Origin of the sequence: Planomonospora alba, assembly GCF_039534085.1 — a bacterium.
In the GTDB taxonomy this organism is placed as follows: Bacteria; Actinomycetota; Actinomycetes; order Streptosporangiales; family Streptosporangiaceae; genus Planomonospora_B; species Planomonospora_B alba.
Genome location: NZ_BAAAUT010000073.1, coordinates 11,344 through 30,836, shown reverse-complemented (window position 1 = coordinate 30,836; position 19,493 = coordinate 11,344). Strand labels below are relative to the sequence as shown.

General features: G+C 75.9%; 12 protein-coding genes. 6 read left to right on the top strand and 6 right to left on the bottom strand.

Translation table 11 applies throughout. From position 1 onward, the window contains the following. Positions 1 to 1,548: 1,548 nt before the first annotated feature. The 5 genes from ABD823_RS30510 to ABD823_RS30490 all read right to left on the bottom strand — a co-directional run bounded on the left by ABD823_RS30510 (position 1,549) and on the right by ABD823_RS30490 (position 9,374). A complete protein-coding gene (locus ABD823_RS30510) occupies positions 1,549 to 2,940 on the bottom strand; it encodes an MFS transporter (RefSeq protein WP_344865638.1) in 1,392 nt (463 codons plus the stop codon). Positions 2,941 to 3,096: 156 nt separating this feature from the next. Beyond that, the gene (locus ABD823_RS30505) at positions 3,097 to 5,199 is read right to left on the bottom strand and encodes a serine/threonine-protein kinase (protein ID WP_344865636.1); all 2,103 of its coding nucleotides are present in this window, start codon (positions 5,197 to 5,199) and stop codon (positions 3,097 to 3,099) included. Positions 5,200 to 5,451: 252 nt separating this feature from the next. Beyond that, complete coding sequence (locus tag ABD823_RS30500) at positions 5,452 to 6,885, bottom strand: YlbE family protein (protein ID WP_344865634.1); 1,434 nt, start codon at positions 6,883 to 6,885, stop codon at positions 5,452 to 5,454. A 49-nt stretch (positions 6,886 to 6,934) separates the two neighbouring features. Further along, positions 6,935 to 8,422 carry an AllF/FdrA family protein gene (locus ABD823_RS30495; protein ID WP_344865632.1) on the bottom strand — a complete coding sequence of 496 codons (1,488 nt, stop codon included), beginning with the start codon at positions 8,420 to 8,422 and terminating at the stop codon, positions 6,935 to 6,937. Next, positions 8,412 to 9,374, bottom strand: coding sequence for an oxamate carbamoyltransferase subunit AllH family protein (locus tag ABD823_RS30490; protein ID WP_344865630.1), 963 nt, complete (start codon positions 9,372 to 9,374; stop codon positions 8,412 to 8,414). Before ABD823_RS30490 ends, ABD823_RS30495 begins: the two co-directional genes overlap by 11 nt. Positions 9,375 to 9,653: 279 nt before the next feature. On the opposite strand from ABD823_RS30490, the gene ABD823_RS30485 reads away from it, so the two are divergent. Then, entirely contained in the window at positions 9,654 to 11,216 is a 1,563-nt protein-coding gene (locus ABD823_RS30485; RefSeq protein ID WP_344865628.1) for a PucR family transcriptional regulator, read from the top strand. Positions 11,217 to 11,272: 56 nt separating this feature from the next. On the opposite strand, the gene ABD823_RS30480 is transcribed toward ABD823_RS30485, so the two are convergent. Further along, positions 11,273 to 13,552, bottom strand: a complete 2,280-nt coding sequence (locus ABD823_RS30480) for an LLM class flavin-dependent oxidoreductase (RefSeq protein WP_344865643.1) — start codon at positions 13,550 to 13,552, stop codon at positions 11,273 to 11,275. A gap of 268 nt (positions 13,553 to 13,820) precedes the next feature. On the opposite strand from ABD823_RS30480, the gene ABD823_RS30475 reads away from it, so the two are divergent. From ABD823_RS30475 to cutA, 5 genes are all read left to right on the top strand, one after another. Then, positions 13,821 to 14,045 carry an RNA-binding S4 domain-containing protein gene (locus ABD823_RS30475; protein WP_344865626.1) on the top strand — a complete coding sequence of 75 codons (225 nt, stop codon included), beginning with the start codon at positions 13,821 to 13,823 and terminating at the stop codon, positions 14,043 to 14,045. A 215-nt stretch (positions 14,046 to 14,260) separates the two neighbouring features. Next, complete coding sequence (locus ABD823_RS30470; protein WP_344865624.1) at positions 14,261 to 15,724, top strand: uracil-xanthine permease family protein; 1,464 nt, start codon at positions 14,261 to 14,263, stop codon at positions 15,722 to 15,724. Beyond that, complete coding sequence (locus ABD823_RS30465; protein WP_344865622.1) at positions 15,721 to 16,602, top strand: FAD binding domain-containing protein; 882 nt, start codon at positions 15,721 to 15,723, stop codon at positions 16,600 to 16,602. Before ABD823_RS30470 ends, ABD823_RS30465 begins: the two co-directional genes overlap by 4 nt. Further along, positions 16,595 to 17,104 (top strand): (2Fe-2S)-binding protein, encoded by a 510-nt coding sequence (locus ABD823_RS30460; RefSeq protein WP_344865620.1) that lies wholly within the window; start codon positions 16,595 to 16,597, stop codon positions 17,102 to 17,104. The genes ABD823_RS30465 and ABD823_RS30460 overlap by 8 nt, the downstream gene beginning before the upstream one ends. Further along, positions 17,101 to 19,488 carry an aerobic carbon-monoxide dehydrogenase large subunit gene (gene cutA / locus ABD823_RS30455; RefSeq protein ID WP_344865618.1) on the top strand — a complete coding sequence of 796 codons (2,388 nt, stop codon included), beginning with the start codon at positions 17,101 to 17,103 and terminating at the stop codon, positions 19,486 to 19,488. Before ABD823_RS30460 ends, cutA begins: the two co-directional genes overlap by 4 nt. Positions 19,489 to 19,493: the final 5 nt, after the last annotated feature.

The window sequence follows — 19,493 nt, the reverse complement described above, 5'->3', positions numbered from 1 at the left end:
GGACGGAATCCAACTCCTTGGCTCACAGAACGACATGGCTACGATCCGACTTGACACACGCGAGGTCTACCCGGCGCTGCTGGAGCGCGGCGTGCGGGTGTCCCGCTGCCACGACCTCGCGCTGACCGAGGGGCTGCTCCTGGCCTACGAGGGGCGCCACGGCGAGCCCAGGTCGGCCCGGGCGGCCCACGCCCGGCTGCACGGCCTGCCGGTCCCGGCCGACCACGACGAGCCCGGCGGACACCGCGGGCCCGAGGCGCGGCAGGCCGCGCTCTTCGGCGACGAGCCGCCCCCGCCGGACGCCGGCCTGGTCGCCGAGGTCCACGCCGACCAGCTCCGGCGGATCGAGGCGACGGCCGACCCCCACCGCTTCCGGCTGCTGGTCGCGGCCGAGTCGGCGGGGGCGCTGATCGCCGCGGAGATGGGCCGCGACGGCATGCCCTGGCGGCGGGACCTGCACGACGCGCTGCTGACCGAGATGCTCGGCCCGCGCCCGGCGCACGGCATGCGCCCGGCCCGCCTGCAGGCCCTGGCCGACGAGGTGGCGGCGGCGTTCGGCACGCCGTTCAACCCCGACTCCCCGCAGCAGATCCTCAAGGCGTTCAAGGCCGCCGGCACGCCGGTCCCCTCGACCCGGGCGCACGATCTCCGGCAGGTGGACCACCCCGGTGTCGCCCCGCTGCTCGCCTACAAGGAGCTGGCCCGCTTCCACAGCTTCCACGGCTGGGCCTGGGCCGACCAGTGGGTCCGCGACGACCGCTTCCGCCCGGAGTACGTCGTGGGCGGCGTGGTCTCCGGCCGGTGGGCGACCAGCGGCGGCGGCGCGCTCCAGATCCACAAGGCGATGCGCAGGGTCGTGGTGGCCGACGAGGGCTGGACGCTGGTCGTCGCCGACGCCGCCCAGCTCGAACCCCGGGTGCTGGCCGCGATGGCGGGCGACCGCGCCCTGGCCCGGGCGGCCGGCCAGATCGACCTCTACCAGGCGATGGCCCGGGCGTTCGGCGGCGACCGGGACCACGCCAAGATCGCCATGCTCTCGGCGATGTACGGCGGGACCAGCGGAGACGCCCCCAAGCTGCTGGCCGTGATGCGGCAGCGCTTCGGTGACGCCTACCGGTTCGTGGAGGACGCCGCGCGGGCGGGGGAGGAGGGCAGGCTGGTCCGCTCCTGGCTGGGCCGCACCTGCCCGCCGCCCTCGGCCCGCTGGCGGGCGCTGGTGTCGGGCCCGGAGGGGGGCCGGGCGGCCCGCGACCGGGGCCGGTTCACCCGCAACTTCGTGGTCCAGGCGACCGCGGCCGAGTGGGCGCTGGCCCTGATGGCCGTGCTGCGCGGCCTGCTGCCCGACCCGGCCAGGCTGGTGTTCTTCCAGCACGACGAGGTGATGGTGCACTGCCCGCGGGAGCTGGCCGACCAGGTCGTGGCGGCGGTCGGCCGGGCCGCGGAGGAGGCGACCCGGCTGCTGTTCGGCGCGACCCCCGTGCGCTTCCCCATGGGGACCGCCGTCGTGCGCTGCTACGCGGACGCCAAGTAGGCCGCCGCCGTGCGCCGTCACGCGGCGCCGGCCGGCCTGCGGTGGCCGAGCGCCAGCCAGACGGCGACGGCGGCCACCCCGGCCGCCACCGCGCCGCCGAGCACGCCGTAGGACATGACCTGCACGACCACCCCGGCGACCACCGTGCCGGTGGCGCCGCAGACGTTCATCACCAGGTCCGACAGCCCCTGGGCGGCGGGGCGCCGCGCCAGCGGGACGGCCTCGGTGAGCATCGCCGAGCCGGCCACGTGGCCGCAGGACCAGCCGAGGCCGAGCAGGACCAGCCCGGCGGTCACCTGCGGGACGCCGTGCTCGCCGGCCGTACCGGCCAGGACGGCCGCGACGAGCAGCAGCGCCATGCCGAGCACGAGCACCGGGACCCGGCCGGCGCGGTCGGCGAGCCAGCCGACCGCGGGGGACAGGACGTACATGCCCGCGATGTGGAGGCTGATCACCATGCCGATCACCGAGATGGCGGCGCCGTGGTGGTCGAGGTGGATCGGGGTCATGGACATGATCGAGACCATGGCGGTGTGGCTGACCGCGATCGCGATGAGCGCCCGCAGCGCGGCGGGGGACTCGCGCAGCGACCGCCAGGCGGTGCGCAGCGTGCCGTCGCCGGTCCCGGCGGTGCTCCCGGCCCCGGGGGCCTCCGCGGCGGGGCGGGCACCGGGACCGGCCGCGGCGGGACCGGCAGCGGCCGCCGAGCCGCCCTCCGCCCCGGCGGCGCCCCCGGTGCCGCGCGCGGGCGCGGTGAGCGAGCGGGCCAGGACCAGCGGGTCCGGGCGCAGACCGGCGGTGATGACGCCCAGGGCCAGCACGAAGGCGAGCAGGGCGAGGGCGAACGGCCCGGCGCCCGCGGGCAGGCCGAGCTCCTCGCCGAGCTGGTCGGCCGGGTCGGCGAGGTTGGGGCCGGCCACCGAGCCGACGGTGGCCGCCCAGACCACCCAGGACAGGTGCCGGGCGGCGTGCCCGGCGGGGGACAGGTCCGTGGCCGAGTAGCGCGAGGCCAGGTTGCCCGCGCTGCCGCCGCCGAACAGCACCAGCCCGGCCAGGAGCAGCGGCCAGGAGCCGACGGCGATGGCCAGGACGGTGACCAGGCAGCCGAGCGTCGCGCAGCCGTACGCCAGGGTCAGGCCCGTCCGCCGCCCGCCCGCGCCGGAGGCCCTGGCCGTGGGCAGGGCGAGCAGCGCGGCGCCGAGGACGGTCGCGGTGCCCGCCAGTCCGCCGATCGCCTCCGACCCGGAGAGCCGGGTGACGAGCACGGAGCTGAGGGTGAAGCTCACCGCGACCCCCATCCCGCTGGTGATCTGCGCGGCGGTCAGGACGCCGAGCGTGCGCCGCTGCACGGCGGCCACCCGCCGGGGATCGGCGGGGGAGATATCAGGACGTGCGGGGGTTGTAGTCACGAGCGAAGTCTGTCATCACTCGTGACGGTTCCCCCAGCGGTATTCCCGTGGCCCCGCGCCGTCGGCCCGCTCCGGGGCAGGCCGTCGCGGGGCCGCTTCCGGCCCTCGGGACGGGACCGCCCCGCCGGAGTCCGGTCCCGGGCGCCCGGCCCGGTCTCAGGCCCCCGGGTCGAAGGTGGCGAAGAACGCGTCGATCGTCTTGGCGCTCTTCTCCCAGTGGATCTCCTTCACCGAGATCGCGATCTGGTAGGCGCTGTCGGAGCCGACCACCACGTACCGGGTCAGCCCGTGCATCTGCACGATGCTGCCGGGCTCGGTGTAGGTGTACTCCCAGTCGGCGGCCTTCCAGGCCCCGTAAGAGACCGGGGTCACGCCGATCTCGAGGTACTCGTCCAGCCCGGTCTTGTCGACCTCGCCGAGCGCGGCCACCGGGTCGGCCACCGGGACCTGGGTGACGACGATGCTCTGCCCGCTGCCCTTCGGCCCGGAGAAGGTGACGGCGCCGCTCTCGCCGGCCTTGACCGTCCAGCCGTCCGGCACCGCGCCGGAGACGCCGCCCGCGCTCAGCCGCTCGAAGCCCTCGGGGACGTCGGTCGAGCGGGCCTGCGGCTCGGCGGACCCGGAGACCGACGCGGACGAGGTGCGGGGCTCGGAGGAGCCGGACTCCCCGCCGGGGAGCAGGGCGAAGACGGCGGCGGCCACCAGGGCCAGCGCCCCGGCCCCGCAGAGCATCAGCAGGCGCGGGGACAGGCCGCCGGAGGACCTGCGGCGGGGGCCCCTGCGGCCCTCGTCGGCGTCCGGCCGTCCGTCGCGGCCGGGCGCGGTGTCGTCCGCCCGCCTGCGGGAGGGGCGGTCGGCCGCGGTGGCCGGGGAGCCCGCGGTCGGCGGGAGCCGCTCGCCGGTACGGGCGGGGATCTCACCGGAGAAGCTGGACAGCGCGTCGAACGGAGGCGCGCCGAGGGGACCGCCGGCGGAGCCCGCCGGTGCCGCGCCGGGGGCCCGGCCCAGCTCGGAGGAGGAGCTGCGCAGCGCGTCGTAGCCGCGCCCGCCCCCGCCGGACATGCTGTCCAGGGAGGTGAACGGCGCGATGGTGACGTTCAGCGGGGCGGGGTGGCCCGGGGCGCCCGCCGGAGGCGCGGGGTGGGCTCCGGACGGGCTGGACAGCGCGTCGTGACCCGCCGGACGGCCGGCGGAGGAGTCGTTCGGGTCGTACGGCACGCGCACCGGGCCCGAGGGCGTCTCGATGATCCGCGAGGGCATCGGGCCGGAGGGCGGGTCCAGCGGCGGCATGAGGTGCATCGGCAGGGAGTTTCCCGGGACCGGCATGGCGGCGGGCACCTGGCCGTTGGGTCCCCGGTTCGGGGTGTTGGAGCCGTGGGCGCGCAGGATCTGCTCCAGCATGTCCGACACCTGGGCCGCGTGCAGCCGCTCGGCGGGGTTCTTGCGCAGCAGCCCCTCGATGACGGGGGCGAGCGCCCCGGCCCGCGCCGGCCGGACGGGGTCCTGGGTGAGGATCGCGCCGAGCACGGCCACCGCGTCGGGACCCTCGTACGGCGGGCGGCCCTCGACCGCCGCGTACAGGGTGGCGCCGAAGGCCCACAGGTCTCCGGCCTGCGTGATCGGCTGACCGGACAGGCGCTCCGGTGGGATGTAGGCGGGGGAGCCCATCAGCAGGCCGGTCTGGGTGATCGTGCCGTCGCCCTCCAGCGCGGCGATGCCGAAGTCGGTGAGGATCACGCGGTCGGAGGTGAGCAGCACGTTGCCCGGTTTGACGTCGCGGTGCAGGATCCCGGAGGCGTGCGCGTGGCGCAGCGCGTCGAGCACCCGGATGCCGATCTCGGCGGCCTGCGCCACCGGCAGCGGCCCGCTCTCCCGTACGGCCTGCTCCAGCGACCAGGCCCGGACGAGCTCCATCACGATCCAGGGGCGCCCGTCCTCCTCGACCACGTCGTGGACGGTCACGATCCCCGGGTGGCTGAGGCGGGCGGCCGAGCGGGCCTCGCGCATCATGCGCCGGTAGGCCGCGTGCTTGCCCGCGTGGTCCAGCCCGTAGGGGAGGATCAGCTCCTTGACGGCGACGTCGCGGTCGAGCAGCACGTCGTGCGCGTGCCAGACCATGCCCATGCCGCCGCGGCCCACCGCCGCCAGCAGGCGGTATCGCCTGCCGATCAGCCTGCCCTGTCCCGTAGGTGTGGTCCCGGTGATGTTCGCACCCTCCGGTCCAGGGGGTACCTTGCCGATCAGACGGTCCGCCGACATACCCCGCCCCCATATCCAAGGCTGTTTGTGAGGTTCGACACGATATCCGGATCACAATCGGTAATGGAAGTTGGGGGGCGAAAAAAGGACTTCATGGTGTTTATCGGGAGATGGCGGTCTTTAGGTGATTTGTCTCCCGACCGTACCCGAGGTGCCGGGGCCCGCGTGACCGCGCCGACCTGTGCCGACGCCCTCGGGCGCGGCCGGCGCCGCTACGGCCCGCCGTCAGGCCGGTGCGACCCCGGCCCGCCGTCAGGCCTGCGCGCTCCCGGCGGGCGCGGCGGGCGGCAGAGGCGCGGCGGGCACCTCCCGGGCCAGTGCCGCCAGGGCGGCGGTGAAGGCCGCCGCGGGCGGGGTGACCAGGCCCGCGCCCACCTGCCCGGTCCCGGCCACCCGGCCCGCGATGCCGGTGTTGACCGTCGGCAGCAGGCCGGTCCTGGCCACCAGCGTCACGTCCACCCCGACCGGCGTGCCCCGGAACCCCAGCGCGGGGATCTGGTAGGCGGGGTGCTCGGCGAGGGTGATCTCGTACATCGACCGGGTGGCCGCGGCGGCGGCCGAGACGTCGCCGCCGACGAACCTGACGATCGCCGGGGCCGCCGCCATCGCGAAACCGCCCAGCCCGGCCGTCTCGGTGATCGTCGAGTCGCCGATGTCGGGGTTGGCGTCCGCCGGGCCGTACGCGCCGAGGTAGAGCCCGTCCGGCACGCCCGCGGGACCGGTGAACCAGCGGTCGCCGAGGCCGGAGACCTGCACGCCGAAGTCGGTGCCGTTGCGGGCCATCGCCACGACCAGGCTGGAGCCGGGCACGCCCCGCGCCGCGTCGGCGCTCACCTTGCAGGCGGCCATGCCCGGGTTGAGGAAGAAGTGGTCGTTGCCGCCCGCGAAGCGCAGCACCTCGGCCGCGCGGGCACCGGCGGTCTCCACCAGCGCGGGCGCCAGCTCGCGGATCAGCAGCGAGGTCGCGGCGCGGTTGCGGTTGTGCAGCTCGTCGCCCATCTGCAGGGCCTGCGCGATCATCGCGCGCAGGTCCAGCGGCCCGGTCGCCGTCAGCGCCGTCGCCAGCGCGGGGCCGAGCACCTCGCCCATCCAGCGCAGCCGTGCGATCACCTCGGGGCCGTAGGCGCCGTAGCGCAGCACCTTGCCGAGTCCCTCGTTGAGCGAGCACCAGGCGGTCCCGCCGTACTCGGCGTCGCGCACCTCGAACATCCACATCGACGGGCTGACCACGCCCGCCATCGGGCCCACCGCCGCGTGGTGGTGGCACGGCTCCAGCCGGACGCCTCCCGCGGCCAGCAGCCGCTCGGCCTCCCGCGCGTCGGCGGCCATGCCCTCCAGCAGCGCCGCCCCGATCAGGGCGCCGCGCATCGGCCCCGAGGCCCGCTCCCAGTCGATCGGCGGCCCGGCGTGCAGGAACGTGCCCGCCGGCAGGTCCAGCGCCTCGCGGGCGGGCCGCACCCCGGCCAGCACGGGGCGCGCGGACGTCAGCCGCTCCACCGCCCGGGCGTTGGCGGCGGCCCGGCGCGGGTCGGCCAGCACCCGGGCCAGGTCGGCCTCGGTGCCGGGCAGCGGCGGCCGCCAGTCCACCGCCACGCGCGGTACGGCCTGCGCGTCCAGCGCCTCGCCGAGCACGGCGGCGCCAGCGGTGATCACGCACGGCTCACCGGAGAGCATGGGCAGACTCATCGGACTCCTCGGAGCGTGGAGACCCCCGCCTTCAGGCGCGGGGAGGAGGTCAACGGGCACCCCCGGCCAGGCGGGCGGCGCGGCGGGCCGCGCGGGCGTTGGAGGCGAACACGTCCGCTCCGGCCGCCCGCAGCGCCTCGGCCTGGGCGGTCAGCCCCTGCGGGTCGCCCTCGGAGCCGACCAGGGCGACGACCGCGGCGGTGCCGCGCGCGGCGGCGGCGGCGACCGCGGGGGCCAGCCGCTCCGCGGGGTCGGGATCGGCGCCGTGGCCGAGCACCACGTCGAGCAGGACCACGTCCCCGGGGGGCACCGCGGCCAGGGCCTCCAGGCGGAGCGAGGGGTCGATCATCGGGTGGGCGCGGCCCCGGGTGTAGGCGTCGTCGCCGTAGTCGGTGAACGTCCCGGTCCCGGCGACCAGCTCCGCCTCCGTGCGGAGCGTCCCGCCGGAGTAGATCCCGTGCAGCGCCCGCACGCGCCCGCCGTCCCGCCGTGGCGCGGGCTCCGCCGCACGGGGCGCACCCGCGGCCGGCCAGGCGGGCCACTCGGGGACCTCCGCCCCGAGCGCGCGGAGCGCGGCCTCGGCGGCCGAGGTCAGGTCGCCGGGACCGTCGCCGTCGCCGTCGCCGCCGTCGCCGTCGCCGCCGTCGTCGTCGGGGGAGCGGCCGAGGAACGCGGTCACCACGGGGGTGGCGAGCCCTTCGGCGGCCCGCCGCACGGCCCGCGCCACCCCGGGCGCCGGAGGCTTCGAGACCAGCACGATCAACTCGGTCGCGGGGTCGGCGTCGAGCGCGCCGAGGGCGCGGAGCGCGGACAGCCCGCCGACCTCCGCCGACAGGTCGCGCCCGCCGACGCCGAGCACGTGGCTCACCCCGACGCCCGCCAGGTCCAGCAGGCACGTGACCTGCTGCGCGCCGGTCCCGGAGGCGGCCACCACCCCGACCGGGCCGGGCCGCAGCACGTTGGCGAAGCCGAGCCCGGCCCCGCCGACCACGGCGGTGCCGCAGTCCGGTCCCATGACCAGCACGCCGCGCTCCGCGGCCCGCCGTTTGAGCAGCACCTCCTGCTCGACGGGGACGTTGTCGCTGAAGACCATCACCGACAGGCCGGCCTCGACCGCGTCCATCGCCTCGGCGAACGCGTGCGGTCCCGGGACGGAGACCAGCGCCAGCGTGGCGGTCCCGCCCGCCGCCCGGGCCGCGGCGCGCACGGTGCGCGGCGGCTCCTCCGCCCCGGTGCCGCCCGCCGTCCGCGAGGCGAGGGCCTCCAGCAGCCCGTCGACCTCGGCGGCGGCCCGGTCGGCGGCGGCCCGGTCCGCGGCCCGCAGCGCGACCAGCAGGTCGCCCGGGCCCGCGTCGGGGAGCGTGAAGCCCAGCTCTGCGGCGATGCCGAGGTTGAGCCCGGTGGCCATGGCCACCACCGCGACCTCCACCCCCGGCAGGGCGCCGGCCGCCCGGCTGACCCGCATCAGGCTCACCGAGTCGTGGTACACCCCGGTACGCACCCGCACCAGATCGGTGCCCGGCTGCTCAGCGTCCACCCGCCCCCGCTTTCGCGACCGTCCCGCCGGAGCGGTCGGCCTTCCTGGTCCTGTCCGCGCCGGGTGCCCCGCCCGCGCGCTCGGCGAGAGCGGTGACGGCGGCGAGCCCGACGCGCAGCCCCCACGCCAGATCGGCGCCGGAGGTGTGGCCGAGCCGCAGCAGCCGGGCCAGGGCGGGCTCCAGCGGCTGCCGCCCGGCCAGGCCGCGCAGGACGGCCAGCACCTCGCCGCTGGCCTCGCCCCGGGCCGCGCAGTGCAGCAGGGTCGCCGAGATGGGGGTGGTCCTGTCGCGGGCGTCGAAGGTGACCGCGGCGGCCAGCCAGTCGGCCAGCCAGACCGCCCGCCCCACCCCGGCCGCCGCCCCCAGGTGGCGCAGCGCCACCAGCAGCCCGGCCAGCATGTCGTCGCCGCTCGGGGTGAGCCCGGGACCCAGCCCGACGAGCTGCTCGGCGGCGGTGACGGCGCGCAGCAGGGAGGCATCGGCGCAGCCCTCGGCCAGCACGCGGGCGGCCCCGGCGCCCTCCAGCCCCGGCCGCCGCGGCGAGGCCGCGCACAGGCCGGTCAGCAGGAGCAGCGCACGCGCCAGGCCCGGAGGATCGGCCCGGCCGAGCGGCGGGGCCGGGTCCCACCAGCGGTGGGCCCGCAGGCTGAGCCGCCCGATCTCGATCGAGCCGTCTCCCACGGAGGCGTCGTCGCCCACCGCCGCGCGCGGCACGGGGCCGGTGACGACCATCGCGTTGGGCAGCCGGACGGCCTCCCCGGTGACCACCGCGATCACGTGCGGTTCGAGCTCCGCGCGCACCTCCAGGTAAACCCCGGCGGGGAAGGCCGCCAGCACCCGCGCGGGGCGGCGGGGCGACTCCAGCACCGGGCGCAGGGCCGCACTGGCCGCGCCGGTCGCGTGCGCCCGGACCGGAACCCGGCGGACCCCCGTTCTGCCCTCGGTGCTCACTGGGGCCTCCCCTCCACGAGCCCGACGGTAGAGCGGGGGCGCGATCACTCCGTACGGAGAAAGATGCCAACAGTCCGCGCGAAGATTGGCTCTTCCTGACAGGTGGTCCTATCGGTCACAATCGGCTCGTGACTCCTCCGCTTCCCAGCCGGGAGCGGCTTCCAGCTTCTCCCGGTAAGAGGCGGGCGGCGCCCGAGCCCTGACCGTTTACCGGGGAAACCACACCAAGGAAGTGATCTCCCTGTCGGGTGAACCGGCGATCCGCTCAAGAGGAGAGTGATGGAGCCCCCTGTACGCCTGGCCAGCACCGGCACGATCATCCACGGCGTCTCCGTCGGGGAGGTCCTCGGCGTCTCGACGCTGGCCGGGGCCCGGCTGATCGCGGGAGAGGGCGGACTGGACCGGGTGGTGCAGCGCCTCAACGTGATGGAGGTCCCCGACATCCTCGCCTGGGTCAAACCCCACGAGCTGCTGCTCACCACCGGTTACCCGCTGCGGAACACCCCCCAGTCGCTCGACCGGCTCGTGGCCGACCTGGACGAGCGGGGCCTGGCCGCGCTCGCCATCAAGCTCGGCCGCTACCTGGACGAGCTGCCCGCGGAGATGGCCGGGCAGGCCGACCGGCTGGACTTCCCGCTGATCCTGCTCCCCGAGGACGTCGGCTTCGACGACATCCTCAACCAGGTCCTCACCGACATCCTCAACCGGCAGGCCGCCGTGCTGGCCCGCGCCGAGGAGGCGCACCGGGCGCTGGTGGCGATCGTGCTGGCCGGCGGCGGCCTGCGCGAGGTGACGGCGGAGGTGGCGGGGCTGCTCGACGTGGCCGTGGCCGTGCTCGACGGCGCCGGTCAGGTGCTGGCCTCGGCCGGACCGGCCGAGTACCTCGCCGCGCTGCGCACCGCGCCCGAGGGCCGCCGCACCGTCGTGCCCGTCGTCGCGGGCGGGCACCACCACGGCCGGATCGTCGCGTGCGGTCCCGCGGGCCCGGTGCCCGACGGCGACGTCGGCATCCTGGAACGTGCCGCCACGGTCGCCGCCCTGGTGATCACCCGGCAGGAGGCGGTCAACGCCGTCGAGAGCAAGTACCGGGCCGACTTCCTGCGCGACGTGCTCACCGGCAGGGCGGGCGGCTCCGAGCGGGTCGCCTCGCGGGCCCGGGCCTTCGGCTGGGACCTGCAGCGCCCGGTCACCGTCCTGGTGGCCGAGCTCGACCCCGAGGCGGACGAGCGGGTGGCCCAGGACCGCCTGGTCGCCGGCTGGGTGGCCGCGCTGCGCCGCCACGACCCGCGCGGCGCGGTGGCCGGCTTCTCCCACGAGGTGGTCGCCGTCGTCGACGCGGCCGTCGACACCGGCCGCCTGGCCAGGGACGCGGCCGCCGCCATGGGGGAGGGACCGCCCGCCACCTTCTCCACCGGCGCCAGCCGTACGGCCTGCGGCGCCGAGGCGCTCCCCGACGCGTACTCCCAGGCGCTGAAGGCGGCCAGGGTCGGCCGCCAGCTGCACGGCCCCGGCGCGGTCGCCCACTTCGACCAGCTCGGCGTCTACCGCCTGCTCTCGCTGGTCAGCGACACCGCCGAACTGCACGCCTTCGTCCGCGAGACGCTCGGCCCGCTCGGCTCCGACGACGACCCGGAGAACGCCGACCTGCGCCGGACGCTCCAGGTGCTGCTGGAGACCAACCTCAACGTCGCCGAGACGGCCCGGCGGCTGCACTTCCACTACAACACGCTGCGCTACCGGATCGGCAAGCTGGAGCGGCTGCTGGGCAACTTCACCGAGGACGCCCACCTGCGGCTCAACCTGACGCTGGCGCTGCACGTGCTGCGCATGCGCGGCATCTGACCTCCGGGCGCCCCGGCGGGGCCGGCGCGGGGCCGCCGGGGCCCCGGGCCCGCCGCTCAGCCGGCCGCGGGCGCCGGGTCCGCCGGGGGGATGGGGAAGTTGTGCCGGAAGACGTTGTCCGGGTCGTAGACGGCCTTGATCCTCCGCAGCCGCTCCAGGGTGGGCGGGGGGAACGCCTTGGCCAGCAGCTCCTCGTCGCCGTGGGACTCGAAGCTCAGATAGACCGCGTCCACGCCGAGCTCCTCCCAGGCCCGGTCCGCGCTCCCGCGCCGGGCCTCGTTCACCAGCACGGACAGCGAGAAGTTCTGGGTGCGGTGGGCGTAGGCGGTGGCGTCCGGGGCGGTGTCGTTGACCGCGCCGCCGACCGAGCGGACCTGGATCCAGGTGATGTCGCCGGCCGCGAACATGCCGGCCACCTGTGTCGCGGTGGCGGCGTCGAGGTGGGCGAGCAGGGCCGAGCGGCTGAGCATGGGCGCCTGGCCGCGGTGCGGGTTGCGGTGCGGGGCGACGATCGCGGCGTAGGGGGCGAGCTGCGCCTGCTGCCGCAGCACGGGGGCGAGCTCCAGGAACGGCTCCAGCGCGGTGACGGCGGCCTCGGTGTCGTCACCGGCCCACACGGCGGTGGTCTGCGCCAGGGCGGCGGCGCCCGCCTGCCCCGGGAAGACCGTCAGGAAGGCCGTCAGCTCCCGGGGGCTCCGCTCGACCAGCCGCCCCCACTCCCGCAGGAACGCCGCGGTGCCGGAGGCGTCGTGCACGAAGACGGCGAAGACCACGTCGCCCACCTCGGCGGCCTCGATGTCGAGTGAGGTGACGATCCCCATGTTGCCGCCCGCGCCGCGCAGCGCCCACAGCAGGTCGGGGTGGTGCCCGGCGTCGGCGCGCACGATCCGGCCGTCGGCCAGGACGACCTCGGCGCCCACCACGTGGTCGAGCGTCAGCCCGTAGGAGCGGCCCAGGAAGCCCTGCCCGCCGGCGGTCGCCAGGCCGCCGACGCCCACGTCGCCGTAGTCGCCGGAGCTGACGGCCAGGCCGTACGGGGCCAGCGCCCGGGCGACCTCGCCCCAGCGCGCGCCGGCGCCGACGCGCACCAGCCGCCGCTCGCGGTCGATCACCTCGACGCCGTCGAGGGCGCCGACGTCGATCACGATGCCGCCGTCGTTGGTGGAGCGCCCGCTGATGCCGTGCCCGCCGCTGCGCACCGCCAGCGGTACGGCCTGCGCGCGGGCGACGGCGAGCGCCTCGGCCACCTGCTCCGGCGTGGACGGGCGCAGGACCAGGCCGGGGGAGCCGGTCCACACGTAGGTGGAGCGCACGTCCTCGTAGCCGCGGTCGCCGGGCTCGACCGCGCGGGCGGCCAGCGACGCGGGCAGCGCGTCGTAGTCGATGCCCGGGCGGCGCAGCGCGAGCGCGCGGGCCGGCCGCAGCCGACCGGCGGCGGTGCCGGCGGCGGCGAGCGTGGCGGGCACGGCCTCCCGCAGGGCCGGGGCGACCTCCTCGGCGAAGGTCTCCAGCACCACGGGGTCGTCGGAGCCGAGGATGAACGTGCCGACGCCGTCCTCCAGGGCGAAGGGGAGCAGCCGCTCCACCCACACCCCGGGCGGGCCCTGCAGCAGGCCGTCCCCGGAGGAGCCGAAGCCGCCCATGAGGTTGAGCAGGCGGCGGATCTCCCGCGGGTCGCGGCCCGCCTCCGCCGCCGCCTCGTCGATGATCTTGTTGCCCGCGGCGAGGTCCTCCGGCCGGAGGTAGCCGAGGCTGGGCAGCCAGCCGTCGGCCTTCGTGCCGACCAGGCGGAGCATCCTCGGCTTGTAGGCACCCAGCCAGATCGGCACCTCGTGCGCGGGCGCGGGGCCGCGCTCGGCCCCGTCGACGCGGTGGTGGGCGCCGTCCACCCGGAGCGCTCCGCGCTCGCCGACGTCCCAGACGCCGCGGATGACGTCGATGGCCTCGCTGAGGGCCTGCACGCTCTGCCCGGGGCTCAGCCGCCCGCCGCCCATCGCCTCGATCGCGTCCCAGAAGCCGCCCGCGCCCAGGCCGAGCTCGATCCGCCCGCCGGAGAGCAGGTCCAGGCTGGCCACCGAGCGGGCCAGCACGGCCGGGGGCCGCAGCGGCAGGTTCAGCACGTTGCCCGACAGGTGGACGCGCTCGGTCCGCGCGGCCACCCAGCTCAGCAGCGTCCAGGTGTCCAGGAAACCGGCCTGGTACGGATGGTCCTGGAAGGTGACGAGGTCCAGGCCGGCCTGCTCGCTCAGGCGGGCGAGGTCGACCACCGCCTCGGGACGGCGGTTCTGCGGCGTGATGAACGCGCCGAACCTCAGGTCGTGGCCGTAGTCGGGCATGTGCTCCTCCGGAGCCGCGGGCGGGGTGGCGAGGGGGCAGGTGGTTAAAGCTTCAACCACCGGCCGCCGTGTTCCATGCCCGGGACCGTGGACTGTGGACTGTGGACCGGGGGCCGGGGGCCGGGGGCCGGGGGCCGGGGACGGTGAGCCGGGGGGCCGGGGCGTGCGCGGGGGATCCCCGGGAGGCCGCGGGGATCCGGGAGCAGGGGGGAGCGGAGCGCCGCGCCGCCCGCGGGCCCGTCCGGGCGGCCGGCCCTAAGCTGTGGCTGTGAACGAGACCTTTGAGCTGGAAACCGACTACATCCCCCTGTGCGACCTGCTGAAGTACTGCGCCGTGACCGACACCGGAGGCCAGGCCAAGTACCTCGTCTCCACCGGGAACGTGATGGTCGACGGCGAGGTCGAGACGCGCAAGACCTGCAAGATCCGCGCGGGTCAGGTCGTCACCGGCGACGGCTTCGAGATCCGCGTCGTCGCCCCCGGCGGCCGCTGACCGTCCCGGGCGGGCCGCGCCGTCCGGGACGCTTCACCGGGGGCCGGTTCCGGCGGTGCGCGAGAGGTCTCCTGGCCGCCGGACCGGTTTTGGCAGATCATGCCGGTGTACGGCCGTGCACGCGGGCCTAGCGTGCCCGCAACGGCAGTGAGGATCCGCCGGAAGGAGTGCCCGCGGGGCGGCCACCGACCGACGGCCCGGGAAAGGTGGGCTTGATGGTTGCAGGTTGGACGAAGCACGGGGACGGCAGGACGCCTGCTCCGGGCGAGGTCGTCAGGCCGGACGAGCGGCTGTCCTGGCCGCGCATGGTCGGGTTCGGGGCGCAGCACGTCATCGCGATGTTCGGCGCGACGTTCGTCTTCCCGCTGGTCATGGGCCTGGACCCGAACGTCGCGATCATGTTCTCCGGCGTCGCCACGATCCTGTTCCTGCTCATCGTGCAGGGCAAGGTGCCCAGCTACCTCGGCACCAGCGCCTCGTTCGTGGGCGGCGTGCTGGCGATCAGGGCGCTGTTCGGCGGTGACACGCCCGCGGCCGACGCGATCGTCACCGGCGCGATCCTCGTCGCCGGCCTGGTGCTCGCCCTCGTCGGCGTGGCCATGCACGTCCTGGGCGTGCACGTCATCAACCGCGTCTTCCCGCCCGTGGTCACCGGCGCGGTGGTCATGCTGATCGGCTTCGGCCTGGCCTACGTGGTCGCCGACGTCTACTGGCCGCAGGACCAGTGGATCGCGCTGATCACGATGACGGTCACCTTCCTGATCATCGTGCTCTTCAAGGGCTTCGTCGGCCGGATCGGGATCCTGCTCGGCCTGGTGATCGGCTTCGTGCTCTCCTGGGCGGCCGACCGGGTCTTCGGCGACATCACCGCCTACAACGCGGGCGCCGGCCGGGTCGACACGCATCCCCGGGTCAGCTTCGACGCGGTCGCGAGCGCCGACTGGATCGGCCTGCCGGACATGCACCTGCCCGACTTCAAGGTCTCCGCCGTCATCCTGGTGCTCCCCGCGGTCATCGCCCTGGTCGCCGAGAACGTCGGCCACGTCAAGGCCGTCGGCGAGATGACCGGCACCGACGTCAACCCCTACATGGGGCGGGCGATCATCGGCGACGGCGTCGGCACCATGGTCACCAGCGCGTTCGGCGGCTCCCCGACCACCACCTACGCCGAGAACATCGGCGTCATGGCCGCCACCCGCGTCTACTCCACGGCCGCCTACTACATCGCGGCGGTCATCGCGATCCTGTTCGGCCTCTGCCCGAAGTTCGGCGCGCTGGTGGCGGCGACCCCCGGCGGCGTGCTCGGCGGCATCACCGTCATCCTCTACGGCATGATCGGCCTGCTCGGCGCGAAGATCTGGATCGAGAACCGGGTGGACTTCGCCGACCCGGTCAACATGGTCCCCGTGGGGGCGGGCGTCATCCTCGCCATCGGCCCGGTCAAGCAGACGATCAGCTCCGACTTCGTCCTGGAGGGCATCGCGCTCGGCACCATCGTGGTGCTCGGCGGCCACCACCTGCTGCGGGCCGTCGCCCGACGCGGCGGAGGAACCCCCGCGGCGGAGACCGCGGGTGTCCCGGATCCGGGCGGCCCGGCCGCGGGCCCGCCCGGGACCGCGCGGGACGCGCAGACCCCGGCGGGGGAGAAGGACGGGCCGGGCCGCGGAGCCGCCGGGTGAAGCCGGCCCCCTTCGACTACCACGCCCCCCGCGCCCTCGGCGAGGCGCTCGACGTGCTCGCCGAGGCCGGCGAGCACGGCAAGGTGCTCGCCGGCGGCCAGAGCCTGATCCCGCTGATGAACATGCGGCTGGCCTCCCCCGCCCTCCTCGTCGACGTCAACCGGATCGGCGGCCTGGACGGGATCGAGGCCGGACCGGACGGGGTCCGGGTCGGGGCGCTGGCCCGGCACGCGCACCTGGAGCGCTCCGGCGCGGCCGCCGCCGTCCAGCCGCTGCTGCGCCGGGCGCTGCGGCTGGTCGCCCACCCGGTGATCCGCAACCGCGGCACCGTGGTGGGCAGCCTGGTCCACGCCGATCCGGCCGCCGAGCTGCCCGCCGTACTGGCGCTGCTCGGCGGCTCGGTACGGCTCGCACGGCGCGGGGGCACGCGCGAGGTGGCGGCCGGGGAGTTCTTCACCGGCCCGCTGGAGTCGGCGCTGCTCCCCGGCGAGCTGGCCGTCTCCGCGTTCTTCCCCGCCCGGCCGGCGCGCACGGGCACGGCCTTCTGCGAGGTGTCGCGCCGGCACGGCGACTACGCCCTGGCCGGGGTCGCGGCCCTGGTCCGGCTGGACGGCGACCTGTGCGTGGCCGAGGCGAGGGCGGCGTGCGTGGGCGCCGGGCCCGTCCCGCTGGTCGTCGACGTCACCGCGGCCTGCGGGGCGCGCGCGCCGCGGGCCGCCGACTGGGCCGCGGCGGCGCGGGCCGTACGGGAGCGGGCCGAGCCGGAGACCGACATCCACGCGACCGCCGACTACCGGCGGCACCTGACCGGGGTCCTGGCCGAGCGGGCGCTCCGGGACGCCGCGCAGGACGCGCTGAGGGAGGCGGCCGGTGGCTGAGACCGCGCACGAGATCACGCTGACCGTCAACGGCGTCCCGCGGCGGGCCCGGGTCCCGGCGCGGCGGCTGCTGTCGGACTGCCTCCGGCACGACCTGGGCCTGACCGGCACGCACGTCGGCTGCGAGCACGGCGTCTGCGGCTGCTGCACGGTCCTGCTGGACGGCGAGCCGGTCCGCTCCTGCCTGACCTTCGCCGTCACCGTCGACGGGCGCGAGGTCACCACCGTCGAGGGGCTCGCGGACGGCGACCGCCTGTCACCGGTGCAGCGGGCCTTCGCCGAGTGCCACGGCCTGCAGTGCGGATTCTGCACCCCCGGGTTCCTGTGCACGGTGACCGCGCTGCTGCGGGAGAACCCGGCGCCGACCCGCGAGGAGGTCCTGGAGGGGGTCTCGGGCAACCTGTGCCGGTGCACCGGCTACCAGAACATCGTCAGGGCCGTGCACCGCGCGGCGGAGATCATGGCGGAGGAGCGGGGGACGGACGGGGGCGCCGCGCGATGACCACGAAACTGTTCGGAGAGCCCGTCCGGCGGCGGGAGGACCCGCGCCTGCTCACCGGGCGGGGCCGCTACCTGGACGACCTCGGCTCCGGCGCGCTGGCCGCCGCCTTCGTCCGCTCCCCGCACGCGCACGCCGTCATCCGCGACATCGACCTGACGGACGCCCTCGACGTGGACGGGCTGGTGGCGGTCTACACCTGGGAGGACCTGCCGGAACGGCTCGCCGGGCCGCTCCCGCTGCTCATCCCGCACCCCGCGCTCACCCACGGCCGCACCGCCCTCCCGCTGGCCCGCGACCGGGTCCGGCACGTCGGCGAGCCCGTCGCCATGGTCGTCGCCCGCGACTGCTACCTCGCCGAGGACGCCTGCGCGCTCATCCGCGTCGACTACGACCTCCTGCCTCCCGTGGTCGGCCCGGAGGCGGCGGCACGCGCCGAGCACCTCGTCCACGACGACGTGCCGGGCAACGTCGGCGCGCACCTGGTGCAGTCGGTGCCCGCGGCCGACGGGCGCGCGGCGGCGGAGGTGATCGAGGCGGCGCCGCACCGGCTGGAGTTCCGCCTCGACGTCGAGCGCAGCGCGTCCATGCCGCTGGAGGGGCGCGGCGTGTACGCCCGCTGGGACGCCGACGACGCCTCGCTGCGGGTCTACTCCAGCACCCAGACCTCCACCAGCGTGCGCATGGCCCTGGCCGCCAAGCTGGACCTGCCGCTGCCCAAGGTCGAGGTCGTCGCCCCCGACGTGGGCGGCGGGTTCGGCGTGAAGATCATGCACCCGTGGCCGGAGGAGGTGCTCGTCCCCTGGGCGGCCATGCGGCTCGGCCGGGAGGTCAAGTGGACCGAGGACCGGCGCGAGCACTTCACCGCCTCCGCGCACGAGCGGGCGCAGGTGCAGTACGTCCGCGCCGGCTTCGACGACGACGGCCGCGTCCTCGGCCTGGACGTGACGATCCTGCACGACCACGGGGCCTACACCCCGTACGGGATCATCGTGCCGATCATCACCTCGACCCAGCTGCCGGGGCCGTACAAGCTGGGGGCCTACCGGGTGGAGTTCTCCTCGCTCTACACCACCACCGTGCAGGTCACGCCGTACCGGGGGGCGGGCCGCCCGCAGGCCGTCTTCTGCATGGAGCGGACGATGGACCGCATCGCCGCCCACCTCGGCCTCGACCGTACGGCGGTGCGCGCCGCCAACCTCATCCAGCCCGACGAGTTCCCCTACGACCAGGGGCTGACCTTCCAGGACGGCCGGCCGCTGATCTACGACAGCGGCGACTACCCCGAGTCGCTGCGCATGCTCAAGGAGCTGATCGGCTGGGACTCCTTCCCCGAGGAGAAGGCGCGGGCCGCGGCCGAGGGCAGGCGGCTGGGGATCGGCATCGGCTGCTACGTGGAGGGCACCGGCGTCGGCCCGTACGAGGGCGGCCACGTGCAGATCACCTCCGACGGGCGGGTGCACGTCTCCACCGGGCTGACCTCGCAGGGCCAGGGGCATGAGACGGTCTTCGCGCAGATCGCCGCGGGCGAGCTGGGCGTGCCGCTGGAGCGGGTCTCGGTCGTCACCGGCGACACCCGCCGCTTCGGCTACGCGGTCGGCACCTTCGCCTCCCGGGCTGCGGTGATGAGCGGCAACGCGATCGCGCTGGCCTGCCGGAGGGTCCGCGCCAAGGCGCTGCGGATCGCCGCCGACGCGCTGGAGGCCGACCCGGCCGACCTGGAGATCACCGACGGGGTGGTGCACGTGGCCGGCGTGCCGGACGCCTGCGTCCCGCTGTCCACGGTGGCGGTGCTGGCCAACCCGCTCCGCTACGCCTTCGACGCCGAGGCATCCCGCGCCACGCAGTTCGCGGGCGCGTCACCGCCGGACCGGCCGCCGGTCGCCGAGGGGGAGGAGCCGGGCCTGGAGGGGCGCGACTACTACTCGCCGATCCGCTCGACCTTCGCCTCCGGCATGCACGCGGCCGTCGTGGAGACCGACCCGCTGACCGCGGAGATCCGCATCCTGCGCTACGCGGTGGTCCACGACTGCGGCAACCTCGTCAACCCGATGATCGTCGAGGGGCAGATCCACGGCGGGGTCGCCCAGGGCGTCGGCGGCGCGCTGTACGAGCGGATGGCCTACGACGAGCACGGCCAGCTGCTCAACGCCTCGTTCATGGACTTCCTGATGCCGTACGCCACGGAGGTGCCGCGCGTGGAGACCGCGCACCTGCAGACGCCGTCCCCGCTCAACCCGCTCGGCGTCAAGGGGGCGGGCGAGGCCGGGGTCATCCCGGTCTCGGCGGTGATCGCCTCGGCGGTCGAGGACGCCGAGGGCGTCCCCGTCATGAAGATGCCGATCTCCCCGTCGGACCTGTTCGACCTGCGCCGCGCCACGTCCTGACCCGC